The sequence below is a fragment of the Streptococcus mitis genome (assembly GCF_008763935.1).
Lineage (GTDB): Bacteria > Bacillota > Bacilli > Lactobacillales > Streptococcaceae > Streptococcus > Streptococcus mitis_DB.
This window is the reverse complement of sequence record NZ_VTQF01000005.1, coordinates 121,729-134,548: the sequence shown is the minus strand read 5'-3', so window position 1 is coordinate 134,548 and position 12,820 is coordinate 121,729. Positions and strand designations below refer to the sequence as shown.

The 12,820-nt window shown below is 39.9% G+C and carries 12 protein-coding genes, 1 other RNA gene and 2 pseudogenes; 13 read left to right on the top strand and 2 right to left on the bottom strand.

Features of this window, described 5'->3' with window-relative positions; all coding sequences use genetic code 11:
* Window positions 1–144: 144 nt before the first annotated feature.
* Window positions 145–1,401 carry an ISL3 family transposase gene (locus F9B91_RS08640; RefSeq protein ID WP_150922984.1) on the bottom strand — a complete coding sequence of 419 codons (1,257 nt, stop codon included), beginning with the start codon at window positions 1,399–1,401 and terminating at the stop codon, window positions 145–147.
* 464 nt (window positions 1,402–1,865) lie between these two features.
* Here F9B91_RS08640 and comW point away from each other — a divergent pair, with 464 nt between their 5' ends.
* The 13 genes and pseudogenes from comW (at window position 1,866) to F9B91_RS11515 (ending at window position 12,401) form a co-directional block, all read left to right on the top strand.
* Window positions 1,866–2,102, top strand: coding sequence for a sigma(X)-activator ComW (comW, locus tag F9B91_RS08635; RefSeq protein WP_049521810.1), 237 nt, complete (start codon window positions 1,866–1,868; stop codon window positions 2,100–2,102).
* Between the two features lie 230 nt (window positions 2,103–2,332).
* Window positions 2,333–3,619: an adenylosuccinate synthase gene (locus F9B91_RS08630; protein ID WP_001832534.1), complete on the top strand. Its 1,287-nt coding sequence runs from the start codon at window positions 2,333–2,335 to the stop codon at window positions 3,617–3,619.
* Between the two features lie 199 nt (window positions 3,620–3,818).
* Window positions 3,819–4,286: a tRNA adenosine(34) deaminase TadA gene (gene tadA, locus F9B91_RS08625; RefSeq protein ID WP_001110112.1), complete on the top strand. Its 468-nt coding sequence runs from the start codon at window positions 3,819–3,821 to the stop codon at window positions 4,284–4,286.
* 32 nt (window positions 4,287–4,318) lie between these two features.
* An RNA gene (ffs, locus tag F9B91_RS08620) (signal recognition particle sRNA small type) lies at window positions 4,319–4,416 on the top strand.
* Window positions 4,417–4,472: 56 nt separating this feature from the next.
* Window positions 4,473–4,916 carry a dUTP diphosphatase gene (locus tag F9B91_RS08615; RefSeq protein ID WP_150922982.1) on the top strand — a complete coding sequence of 148 codons (444 nt, stop codon included), beginning with the start codon at window positions 4,473–4,475 and terminating at the stop codon, window positions 4,914–4,916.
* 1 nt (window position 4,917) lies between these two features.
* Window positions 4,918–5,457, top strand: a complete 540-nt coding sequence (locus F9B91_RS08610; protein ID WP_150922980.1) for a histidine phosphatase family protein — start codon at window positions 4,918–4,920, stop codon at window positions 5,455–5,457.
* 13 nt (window positions 5,458–5,470) lie between these two features.
* Window positions 5,471–6,832, top strand: coding sequence for a DNA repair protein RadA (gene radA / locus F9B91_RS08605; protein WP_150922978.1), 1,362 nt, complete (start codon window positions 5,471–5,473; stop codon window positions 6,830–6,832).
* 72 nt (window positions 6,833–6,904) lie between these two features.
* Entirely contained in the window at window positions 6,905–7,402 is a 498-nt protein-coding gene (locus tag F9B91_RS08600; RefSeq protein ID WP_084953712.1) for a beta-class carbonic anhydrase, read from the top strand.
* A 24-nt stretch (window positions 7,403–7,426) separates the two neighbouring features.
* The gene (locus F9B91_RS08595) at window positions 7,427–8,242 is read left to right on the top strand and encodes a PrsW family intramembrane metalloprotease (protein ID WP_150922977.1); all 816 of its coding nucleotides are present in this window, start codon (window positions 7,427–7,429) and stop codon (window positions 8,240–8,242) included.
* A 145-nt stretch (window positions 8,243–8,387) separates the two neighbouring features.
* The gene (locus F9B91_RS08590) at window positions 8,388–9,356 is read left to right on the top strand and encodes a ribose-phosphate diphosphokinase (protein ID WP_000010168.1); all 969 of its coding nucleotides are present in this window, start codon (window positions 8,388–8,390) and stop codon (window positions 9,354–9,356) included.
* A gap of 118 nt (window positions 9,357–9,474) precedes the next feature.
* A complete protein-coding gene (locus F9B91_RS08585) occupies window positions 9,475–10,389 on the top strand; it encodes an Rpn family recombination-promoting nuclease/putative transposase (protein WP_084886331.1) in 915 nt (304 codons plus the stop codon).
* Window positions 10,386–10,730, top strand: a pseudogene (locus F9B91_RS11685) (hypothetical protein); the annotation flags it as partial. The gene F9B91_RS08585 and the pseudogene F9B91_RS11685, both read left to right, overlap by 4 nt.
* A gap of 363 nt (window positions 10,731–11,093) precedes the next feature.
* Window positions 11,094–12,401 (top strand): hypothetical protein, encoded by a 1,308-nt coding sequence (locus tag F9B91_RS11515; RefSeq protein WP_225306579.1) that lies wholly within the window; start codon window positions 11,094–11,096, stop codon window positions 12,399–12,401.
* Window positions 12,402–12,481: 80 nt separating this feature from the next.
* Here F9B91_RS11515 and F9B91_RS08570 read toward each other — a convergent pair.
* Window positions 12,482–12,787, bottom strand: a pseudogene (locus tag F9B91_RS08570) (transposase); the annotation flags it as partial.
* Window positions 12,788–12,820: the final 33 nt, after the last annotated feature.

Sequence of the window (12,820 nt, the reverse complement as noted above, 5' to 3'; positions counted from 1 at the left end):
AGTTGGTAGTAGCGCATGACTGTTAATCATGATGTCGTAGGTTCGAGTCCTACTGGCGGAGTAGTTAAGGAAAAAGAGGTTTAGGCCTCTTTTTTTATGTAATTAATAATGGCTCTTTGTCAACTGTAGTGGGTTGAAGAAAAGCTAAGCTCGAGAAAGGACAAAATTTGCCCTTTCTTTTTTGATGTTCAGAGCAATAAAAATCCTTTTTTTGAAGTTTTCAAAGTTTCGAAATCCAAAGGCATTGCGCTTGATAAGTTTGATGAGATTATTGGTCGCTTCTAATTTGGCGTTTGAATAGGGTAGTTGAAGGGCATTGACAATCTTCTCTTTATCTTTGAGGAATGTTTTAAAGACAGTCTGAAAAAGAGGATGAACCTGCTGCAGATTGTCTTCAATGAGTCCGAAAAATTTGTCAGGCTTCTTGTCCTGAAAGTGAAACAGCAAGAGTTGATAGAGATGGTAGTGGTGTTTCAAGTCTTCTGAATAGTTCAAAAGCTTGTCTAGAATCTCTTTATTGGTCAAGTGCATGCGAAAAGTAGGACGATAAAAACGTTTATCGCTAAGTTTACGACTATCCTGTTGGATGAGTTTCCAGTAGCGTTTGATAGCCTTGTATTCATGAGATTTTCGTTCAAACTGATTCATGATTTGGACACGCACACGACTCATAGCACGGCTTAGATGTTGTACAATATGGAAACGATCTAGAACGATTTTAGCACACGGAAAAAGTTTTCTAGCTAAGTCATAGTAGGGACTAAACATATCCATAGTAATGATTTTCACCTGACAACGAACGGCTCTATCGTATCGAAGAAAGTGATTTCGGATGACAGCTTGTGTTCGTTCCTCAAGAACAGTGATGATATTAAGATTATCAAAATCTTGCGCAATGAAACTCATCTTTCCCTTTGTAAAGATATACTCGTCCCAGGACATAATCTGTGGAAGGCGAGAAAAATCATGCTTAAAGTGAAAGTCATTGAGCTTGCGAATAACAGTTGAAGTTGAAATGGCCAGCTGATGAGCAATATCGGTCATAGAAGTCTTTTCAATTAGCTTCTGGGCAATCTTTTGGTTGATGATACGAGGGATTTGGTGATTCTTCTTGACGAGAGAAGTCTCAGCGACCATCATTTTAGAGCAATGATAGCACTTGAATCGACGTTTTCTAAGGAGGATTCTAGTAGGCATACCAGTAGTTTCAAAGTAAGGAACCTTAGACGGTTTTTGAAAGTCATATTTCTTCATTTGACTTCCACAATCAGGACAAGATGGGGCATCGTAGTCCAATTTAGCAATGATTTCCCTGAGTGTATCCCTATTGATGATATCTATAATTTGGATATTGGGGTCTTTAATGTCGAGTAGTTTTGTGATAAAATGTAATTGTTCCATATGAATCTTTCTAATGAGTTGTTTGGTCGCTTTTCATTATAGGTCATATGGGACTTTTTTTCTACAACAAAATAGGCTCCATAATATCTATAGGGGGGTTACCCACTACAAATATTATAGAGCCTTAATAATCTATTTAGTGTTATTTGGTGTGAGATATTTTTACTGAGTAAAGTTTCAGAGCCCTCCGTTTTCGAGCAAGGAGATTTTTTTAGTACTTTAATTGAGGGTAGCGAAGAGGCTAAACGTGGCGGACTGTAAATACGCTCCTTCGAGGGGTTCGAATCCTTCCCCTTCCATTATCTTATTTTTTGAAATTTAAGTAGTAAATTTGTTCCTATTCTGTCAACTTTTCCTATTTGTTATCTTTTTGAGGTTGGTATTTTAACAATTCAGGAATTATTAATGATTAATTAAAATTTTTTGTTAGAATAAGATCATAAAAAGTAAAGGAGTGTATGCTTATGCTACAAAATATTTATGATCAGATGACTGATTTCTATGACAGTATCGAAGAAGAGTATGCTACTTTCTTTGGTAATAGTTGGGACTGGGAACATTTTCATTTTAAATTTTTGATTTATTATTTAGTTAGATATGGCATTGGGTGTCGTAGGGATTTTATCGTTTACCATTATCGTGTTGCTTATCGTTTGTATCTTGAAAAATTGATAATGAAACAGGGTTTTGTTGCTTGTTGAAACAGTATGAGTTAATTTCCGAACAAATTTAACTTTTTGTGGCAAAATAATGATAAATAGCCGGAATTTTTTATAAATCATTTTTTAATAGTTGGAAATAGCAAATCTTTCTATTGTTTCTTCTTGATAAAAAGGCGATTTTTTCTTATAATAAATTGTAAGATATAATTGCAGGTGAGAGTCCTGCCATGTATGTGAGAAAGGAAGAGCCTGAGGGCTCAGACAAGATTATGACTTCAGTTGTTGTTGTAGGTACCCAGTGGGGTGATGAAGGTAAAGGGAAGATTACAGATTTCCTTTCAGCGAATGCAGAAGTGATTGCACGTTACCAAGGTGGTGATAATGCAGGTCACACGATTGTGATTGATGGTAAGAAATTTAAGTTGCACTTGATTCCATCTGGAATTTTCTTCCCTGAAAAAATCTCTGTTATTGGGAATGGTATGGTTGTAAATCCTAAATCTCTTGTGAAAGAGTTGAGCTATCTTCATGAGGAGGGTGTGACAACTGATAACTTGCGTATTTCTGATCGCGCGCATGTCATTTTGCCTTATCATATCGAGTTGGATCGCTTGCAAGAAGAGGCTAAGGGCGACAATAAGATTGGGACTACAATCAAGGGAATTGGTCCAGCTTATATGGACAAGGCTGCTCGTGTTGGGATTCGTATCGCAGATCTTTTGGATAAAGACATTTTCCGTGAGCGTTTAGAACGTAACCTTGCTGAAAAGAATCGTCTTTTTGAAAAATTGTATGACAGTAAAGCTATTGCTTTTGATGATATTTTTGAAGAATATTACGAATATGGTCAACAAATCAAGAAATATGTGACAGACACGTCCGTCATTTTGAATGATGCGCTTGATAACGGTAAGCGTGTGCTTTTTGAAGGTGCACAAGGTGTTATGCTAGATATCGACCAAGGTACGTATCCATTTGTTACGTCATCAAACCCTGTGGCTGGTGGTGTTACGATTGGTTCTGGTGTTGGTCCAAGTAAGATTGACAAGGTTGTTGGTGTATGTAAAGCCTATACGAGTCGTGTTGGAGACGGTCCTTTCCCAACTGAGTTGTTTGATGAAGTGGGAGAACGTATCCGTGAAGTCGGTCATGAATATGGTACAACAACTGGTCGTCCACGTCGTGTGGGATGGTTTGACTCAGTTGTGATGCGTCATAGTCGTCGTGTTTCTGGTATTACTAATCTTTCATTGAACTCTATCGATGTTTTGAGTGGTTTAGATACAGTGAAGATCTGTGTGGCCTATGATCTTGATGGTCAACGTATCGACTACTATCCAGCTAGTCTTGAGCAATTGAAACGTTGCAAGCCTATCTATGAAGAGTTACCAGGTTGGTCAGAAGATATTACCGGGGTTCGTAATTTGGAAGATCTTCCTGAGAATGCGCGTAACTACGTTCGTCGTGTGAGTGAATTGGTTGGTGTTCGTATTTCTACTTTCTCAGTGGGTCCTGGTCGTGAACAAACAAATATTTTAGAAAGTGTTTGGTCCTAAGAGATTTTTAAGATTTGTTTAAGATAGGTCGGGTATACTATAGACAGTTACAAGAAGACCTCCTAACTTGTTGTAACAAATATCCTAAACTTTTCTTTTTCATAATAATCTCCCTATAGAGTCACCGCATTCGGTGGCTTTTTTTGTCTTGGGATTCATGATATAATAATAAAATCGATAAGCAAGAAAAGAGAAACGGATGAATTATACAGTTGAAGAAAAAGAAGTCTTTATGAGGGAAGCTTTGAGAGAGGCTGAGATTGCTCTTGAACATGATGAAATTCCAATTGGTTGTGTGATTGTCAAGGACGGAGAAATCATTGGCCGTGGGCATAATGCGCGTGAGGAATTGCAGCGAGCGGTTATGCATGCGGAGATTATGGCTATAGAGAATGCGAACTTGAGTGAGGAGAGTTGGCGCTTGCTGGATTGCACGCTTTTTGTGACCATTGAGCCTTGTGTCATGTGTAGTGGGGCGATTGGACTCGCCCGTATTCCAAACGTGGTCTATGGGGCTAAAAATCAGAAATTCGGCGCTGCTGGGAGTTTGTACGATATCTTGACAGATGAGCGTCTCAACCATCGTGTAGAGGTTGAAACGGGAATTTTGGAAGATGAATGCGCAGCTATTATGCAGGACTTTTTTAGAAATAGACGGAAAAAATAATTTTTCTTTTAAAATGAATAGGAATGTGATATAATAAATAGTGGAGCAACAGTTCTGCGTGAAGCGGGTCAGGGGAGGAATCCAGCAGCCCTAAGCGATTTGAATTGTGTGCTCTTTTTTTCGTGCTTTTTCCGAATAAATAAGATAGAATAATCTAGAATAAATGATAATAGAAAAGAGAAGAATATGAAAATTCGTGGTTTTGAATTGGTTTCGAGTTTTACAGATGAGAATTTATTGCCCAAGCGTGAGACAGCTCATGCGGCTGGTTACGATTTAAAGGTTGCTGTGCGTACAGTTATCGCTCCAGGAGAGATTGTATTAGTTCCGACAGGGGTTAAGGCTTATATGCAACCGACTGAGGTCCTATACCTCTATGATCGTTCTTCAAACCCTCGTAAGAAGGGTTTGGTTTTAATTAACTCGGTTGGGGTCATTGATGGGGATTATTATGGAAATCCTGGGAATGAAGGGCATATTTTTGCTCAGCTGAAGAATATCATAGACCAAGAGGTTGTTCTTGAAGTTGGAGAACGTGTTGTCCAGGCTGTCTTTGCTCCTTTCTTAATTGCAGATGGAGATGCGGCTGATGGCGTTCGAACTGGTGGATTTGGATCGACAGGGCACTAGAATGAAGATTATCTTTGTACGTCATGGAGAGCCAGATTATAGTATGCTTGATAAACTTGAAAATCCGCAACTCTATAGTGGTTTTGGTCGTGATTTAGCACCATTGACAGGAAAAGGTCGCAGTCTGGCAAAAGAAGTTGCTAAAACTGCATGTTTTGGAAAGGCAGAGATTATTATTTCATCGTCTGTGACGAGGGCTTTAGAAACAGCACATTATATAGCAGTTGAAACAGGATTGGACTTATTTGTGGAGCCGTTTTTTCATGAGTGGCGTCCAGACTTAGATGGTACTAACTCTGATTTAACTAGTGTATTGGTAGCTCATGAATATTATCTAAAACATCAAGGAAGTTTACCTGAAGATTCTCCTTATCGCTATGAAACTGCTCCGGAGATGCGTCATCGTTTTTTAAGAACTTTGGAAAAATATAAAAATTATAAAACTATTATCATTGTAACTCACGGAATGCTCATGCGCCAGTTTGTGTCAAATGAGAAGATTGATTTTTGCCAAGTGATTGAGTGTGAGTTAGAGATATAGAAAGAGGTTTATTATCGCAAAGAAAAAAGCGACATTTGTATGTCAAAATTGTGGGTATAATTCCCCTAAATATCTGGGTCGTTGTCCCAACTGTGGGTCTTGGTCTTCTTTTGTAGAAGAGGTTGAGGTTGCCGAGGTTAAGAATGCGCGTGTGTCCTTGACAGGTGAGAAAACCAAGCCCATGAAACTGGCTGAGGTGACTTCAATCAACGTCAATCGAACAAAGACGGAGATGGAGGAATTCAACCGTGTACTTGGAGGCGGAGTGGTGCCAGGAAGTCTCGTCCTCATCGGTGGGGATCCTGGGATTGGGAAATCAACCCTTCTCTTACAAGTATCAACCCAGCTGTCCCAAGTGGGGACGGTTCTCTACGTCAGTGGAGAGGAATCTGCCCAGCAGATTAAACTACGTGCAGAGCGTTTGGGTGATATTGATAGCGAGTTTTATCTCTATGCAGAGACCAATATGCAGAGTGTTCGAGCTGAGGTAGAAAGAATCCAGCCAAACTTCCTCATTATTGACTCTATCCAGACCATTATGTCTCCTGAGATTTCAGGGGTGCAGGGATCTGTTTCTCAGGTGCGTGAGGTGACCGCTGAACTCATGCAGCTGGCTAAGACCAACAATATTGCCATCTTTATCGTAGGTCATGTGACCAAGGAAGGAACCTTGGCTGGGCCTCGTATGTTGGAGCATATGGTGGATACTGTTCTTTACTTTGAAGGGGAGCGCCACCATACTTTTCGTATTTTGAGAGCGGTCAAAAACCGTTTTGGCTCCACTAATGAGATTGGGATTTTTGAGATGCAGTCAGGTGGCTTGGTTGAGGTCCTCAATCCGAGTCAGGTTTTCCTAGAGGAGCGTTTGGATGGAGCAACTGGCTCGTCAATCGTTGTGACCATGGAAGGGACGCGTCCTATTCTTGCAGAAGTGCAGGCCTTGGTAACACCGACCATGTTTGGAAATGCCAAGCGTACGACGACAGGCCTTGATTTTAATCGTGCTAGCTTGATTATGGCTGTTTTGGAAAAACGGGCAGGTCTTCTCTTGCAAAATCAGGACGCCTATCTCAAATCTGCTGGAGGTGTCAAATTGGATGAACCTGCCATTGACTTAGCTGTTGCAGTTGCCATTGCTTCGAGCTATAAAGACAAGCCAACCAACCCTCAGGAATGTTTTGTGGGAGAACTGGGTTTGACTGGAGAAATTCGGCGCGTGAATCGTATCGAGCAACGCATCAATGAAGCTGCTAAACTGGGCTTTACAAAAATCTATGTACCGAAAAATTCCTTGACAGGAATCACTCCACCCATGGAAATTCAGGTCATTGGCGTGACAACGATTCAGGAAGTTTTGAAAAAGGTCTTTGCATAATCCGTGACAAATCCTCTTAAAAATGATAAGATAGGAGAAATATTTGACTATCAAATTTTCGAGGAGGGAATCGTGTCGTATTTTGAACAGTTTATGCAAGCCAATCAGGCTTATGTTGCCCTACATGGGCAGTTAAATCTGCCACTTAAACCCAAAACCAGAGTAGCCATTGTGACCTGTATGGACTCTCGTCTGCACGTTGCGCAAGCTTTGGGATTGGCACTTGGGGATGCTCATATCTTGCGGAATGCAGGTGGTCGAGTGACTGAGGACATGATTCGTTCGCTAGTTATTTCCCAGCAACAAATGGGGACAAGAGAGATTGTGGTGTTACACCATACAGACTGTGGTGCTCAGACCTTTGAAAATGGCCCTTTTCAGGAGTATTTGAAGGAAGAATTGGGTATCGATGTGTCAGATCAGGACTTTTTACCCTTCCAAGATATAGAGGAGAGTGTACGCGAGGATATGCAACTCCTTATCGAATCTCCCCTAATACCAGACGATGTCATTATCTCTGGTGCTATTTACGATGTGGATACAGGAAGTATGACAGTCGTAGAATTGTAAAAAATTCATTTAAAAAGAAAGTGTATGAAGAAAAACAGTATTTTATTTATTTTTATTTTATTGCTATGTATTGGTGTACAATATGAAACCATCTATTATACGGACGGTTCTATGTCAGGTGCGGAATATGGACTCATGGGAGTTTCTATCTTTCTAGCTCTCTTTTACATGATTCCGGCTCTTTATTTCCTTTTCCGTATTGGGGAAAAATGGGAATTGCCAAAGAAGGCCTTGATCTTGTCTTTATTGGGCGGGATGTTCCTTTCAGGTTGGTTGTCTAGCTTTGCGAATACCTATATCCATGATTTGCTGGGTATTCTTTTCCCAGATAGTGCATTTTTAAATGCCTTTGAAAGTGCTATTGTGGCTCCTTTGGTAGAAGAACCGTTGAAATTATTGCCACTTGTTTTTGTTTTGGCTTTGATTCCTGTGCGAAAATTAAAATCTTTGTTGTTACTAGGGATTGCTTCTGGTTTGGGATTCCAAATGATTGAGGATATTGGCTACATTCGTACGGATTTGCCAGAGGGCTTTGACTTTACTATTTCGAGAATTTTAGAGCGTATTATCTCAGGAATTGCTTCTCACTGGACTTTTTCAGGTTTGGCGGTAGTAGGTGTTTACTTGCTTTACATAGCCTATAAAGGGCAGAAGGTTGGCAAGAAACAGGGGCTTATTTTCCTAGGTTTAGCCTTTGGAACTCACTTCCTGTTTAACTCTCCTTTTGTGGAGTTGGAGACAGAGTTGCCCTTAGCGATTCCATTGGTTACGGCTATTACTCTCTATGGTTTTTACCAGGCTTATCGCTTTGTTGAGAAGCACAATGAGTTGATGAACTAGAATATTTTTCAAAAGAATGATGCAAGGGTACAAATATGGTGCCCTTCTTTTATTTTTGATTGAAAAATAGTGCAAAAAGCGCTACAATGGTAGATGGAAAAATCTTGTGAAAAGCACAAGCGATACATATATACCGGAGGAAATCATGTCTTTTTCTGATTTAAAGCTGTTTGCCCTTTCTTCTAATCAAGAATTGGCAAAACGTGTAGCGCAGGAGATTGGGATAGAGTTGGGAAAATCAAGTGTCCGCCAATTTTCAGATGGAGAGATTCAGGTCAACATCGAAGAATCAATCCGTGGGAAACACGTCTTTATCCTACAATCAACTAGCTCGCCTGTAAATGACAATCTGCTTGAAATTTTGATTATGGTAGATGCTTTGAAGCGTGCCAGTGCAGAATCTGTCAATGTTGTCATGCCTTACTATGGGTATGCACGTCAGGATAGAAAGGCGAGAGCGCGTGAGCCAATCACTTCAAAACTTGTCGCAAATATGCTTGAAGTAGCTGGAGTGGATCGTTTATTGACCATCGACTTGCATGCTGCACAGATTCAGGGATTCTTTGATATTCCTGTGGATCACTTGATGGGAGCTCCTCTGATTGCGGATTATTTTGAGCGTCGTGGCATGGTTGGTTCTGACTATGTGGTTGTCAGCCCAGACCATGGAGGGGTGACTCGTGCCCGTAAGTTGGCAGAATTTTTGAAAACATCTATCGCTATTATTGATAAACGTCGTAGCGTTGATAAGATGAATACTAGTGAAGTTATGAACATCATCGGTAAGGTTGAAGGTAAGACTTGTATCTTGATTGATGATATGATTGATACTGCTGGAACGATTTGTCATGCGGCAGATGCTCTTGCAGAAGCTGGTGCTGTTGAAGTCTATGCAAGCTGTACGCACCCAGTTCTTTCTGGTCCTGCTATGGACAATATCCAAAATTCAGCTATTAAGAAATTGGTTGTTTTGGATACCATCTATCTGCCAGAAGAGCGTTTGATTGATAAGATTGAGCAGATTTCAATCGCTCATCTCTTGGGGGATGCTATCGTACGTATCCATGAAAAACGCCCACTTTCTCCACTTTTCAGTATTGAGAAAAAGATTTAATGACCAAGCCTGAGATGATTCTCAGGTTTTTTTCATCTCTTTTCCGAATAAATAGATAGTAGCAGTGAATCTAGTAAACCTAGATTTAAAAATGTGCTATAATGAAAGGAGAGAAAGAATGATTCTCAGACATCCGGGCATCAGCCCAACCAATGACTTGGTTGCTAAGAAAATCTTTAGCAACCCAGAAATCACTTGTCAATTTATTCGCGATATGCTGGACTTGCCAGCCAAAAATGTGACCATTTTGGAGGGGAGCAATATTCATGTCTTGCCTTCCGTGCCTTACTCAGCCCAGGATTTCTATACCAGTATAGACGTCTTGGCAGAGTTGGACAATGGCACGCAGGTTATTATCGAAATCCAAGTTCATCATCAGAATTTTTTCATTAATCGTTTGTGGGCTTACCTGTGCAGTCAGGTCAATCAAAACCTTGAAAAAATTCGTCAACGTGAAGGTGATACCCACCAGAGTTACAAACACATCGCACCAGTATATGCTATCGCTATTGTGGACAGCAATTATTTCCAAGATGACTTGGCTTTCCATAGCTTTAGTATGCGCGAGGATTCAACAGGTGAGGTCTTAACTATCACTAATAATGGACAAGAAAACCATCTAGTCAAGATGGCATTCTTGGAACTAAAAAAATACAGAGAAACCAGCAAAGACAAGGTTCGCAAGCCCTGGTTGGAGTTTTTCGGCAACAAACCCTTTACCCAACAACCTGAGCGAGCTATCAGCCAAGCAGACCAACTGCTGGACTACAAGAGCTGGTCCGAGGAGGACAGGAAGATGTTTAGTGAACAACGCAGGCGTGAAGAACAAGCCTTGTTAGCGCATGACTATGCCTTGGAACAAGCTGAAGAAAAAGGATTAGAGCGTGGTCGAGCTGAGGGTATCGAAGAGGGATTAAAAGTAGGTTTAGTAAATCTAGTCCACCAAGGTCTTCTGACTCCCAAGGTTGCCAGCCAGCAATTAGGCATGACCGTGGCTGAGTTTGAGGAACTATTGAAAGAGCATCACAAATAAGAACTAAAAAGTACAGAGAAACCAGCAACGACGAGGTTCGCAAGCCGTAGTTGGAGTTTTTTGGTAATAAACCCTTTACCCAACAACCCAAGCGAGCCATTAGCCAGGCAGACCAACTGCTAGACTACAAGAGCTGGTCCGAGGAGGACAGGAAAATGTTTAGTCAACTACGTATGCGCGAAGAACAAGCCTTGTTAGCACAGGACTATGCCTTGGAAACAGCTAGGGCAGAAGGAAGTTTGTCTATGCTACTAAATCTCGTTCGCCAAGGTCTTCTGACACCTGAGGTTGCCAGCCAGCAATTGGGCATGGCAGGCGCTGAATTTGAGGAACTGCTATAAGATTACATTTTAAATAGTAGAAAGTTTATAAAATGGCAAGTTATTATCAAAAAACTTGTCATTTTTGCTTGACATTTGATAGCGTTTGTAAGATAATATCATAGAAGTGAGCACTATCTAATCATTCAAGTGATTTAGATAGAGTGGTTTTTGTTAAAAGTTCTGATGATTTTCATTACTTACCTCTCTAAACTTTTATGTTGTACATAAGAGTGACCTTTTTGTCTCTTTTTTTAAAAAATGATGAAAAAAAGAAAAAAATATCAGAAAACTCTTGACAAATCCTGCAAATATTTATATACTGTATGGTAGTAAGATAGTCTTACGAAAAATATTATAAAGAAAAATGAAGGAGATAAAACGATGAAAAAAGTTTTATTGACAAGCGCAGTAGTTCTTGCTACATTTGGTGCTGCACAAGTTGTTTCAGCAGATCAATACTCACAAGATTATGATAATGCAAAAGTTGCAGCAGAACAAAAACGCGCAGCAGAAATTGCAAAAGAAATTTCTACTGCATTGACACCTAAAAACAAAGCTGTATTAGATGCTTATTCTAAATTTACAAAAGCTGAAGATGCTTATAATACAGTTGAAGCTCGTCTTAAAGCAGTTCAAGCTGAATTGACTCGTCTTTACCTTGCTCAAAAAGAAATTTCAGATATCGCTGGAGATTCAACTCAATTAGATGAATACTATAAAGCTTCTGAAGCTGTATATAGCAAAGCAGTTGCAACTGCGAATGAAAATAAAGCTGCTGGTTTGAAAACTGTAGCAGATGCTGCTGGTAAAGCACTAGAGAAAGCTCAAGAAGCTCAATCAGAAGCTCAGACAGCTTTAGATGCAGCTGTTAAAGCTGGTCAAAAAGATCCAGAAGAATTGAAAAAACTTGAAAAAGCATTGAATGATGCTAAAGAGGCTACTAAAAAAGCAACAGATGCTAAAGTAAAAGCTGACAAAGATTACAATGATCAAGTTGCTAAAGAAGAAAAAGCAGTTGTAGATGCCGCAGAAGCTAAAGCTCGTATGGCTGCTATTGTAGCTAAAAAAGCAAATGATAACATTGCCTTGGCAAAAGCTGTAGCAGGTTTGGAAAGAAAAGTTACTGAAAAAGAAGAAGAACTTAATAAACTTGCTGGCGATGGAACTAACGTAGGAGAACTCGCAACTGCGCGTAAAACACGTGATGACGCTAAAAAAGCTCTTGAAGCAGCTGAAGATGCAGCTAAAGAAGTTTACGGAAAATATGGCCTTTCATATAACCGTGATAACCTTGTAACTGCTTTGGATACTAAACCAGAAGAAGTTGTTGGTTGGAAGAAAACTGATAAAGGTCAATGGAACTATGTAGTTAACGCTAAAGGTGAAAAAGCTACTGCTTGGTTGCAAGTTGACGGTGCTTGGTACTACTTTAACGCTGAAGGCGTAATGCAAAAATGGTGGGTTAAAGATGGTAACACTTGGTACTACCTAAACGGTTCAGGTCAAATGCAAACTGGTTGGTTGCAAGACGGTGGTAAATGGTACTACCTTGAAAACTCAGGTGCTATGAAAGCTAGCCAATGGTTCCAAGTTGGTGATAAATGGTACTACGTTGACGGTTCAGGTGCCCTTGCAGTTAACACTACTGTAAATGGATACACTGTAAACGGAAACGGTGAATGGGTTTAATTTTAAGTGATTAAATCAAAGCAGGAGAGAAATCTCCTGCTTTTTAGGCTCTTTGTCAACTGTAGTGGGTTGAAGAAAAGCTAAGATCGAGAAAGGACAAAATTTGTCCTTTCTTTTTTGATGTTCAGAGCAATAAAAATCCGTTTTTTGAAGTTTTCAGAGTTTCGAAAACTAAAGGCATTGCGCTTGATAAGTTTGATGAGATTATTTATCGCTTCCAATTTGGCGTTAGAATAGGGTAGTTGAAGGGCGTTGACGATTTTCTTTTTATCTTTGAGAAATGTTTTAAAGAAAGTCTGAAAAAGAGGATGAACCTGCTTTAGATTGTCCTCGATGAGTCCGAAAAAATTGTCAGGCTCCTTGTTCTGAAAGTGAAAAAGCAAGAGTGTTAGATTCTCTGGCTCTATCTATTTATTCGG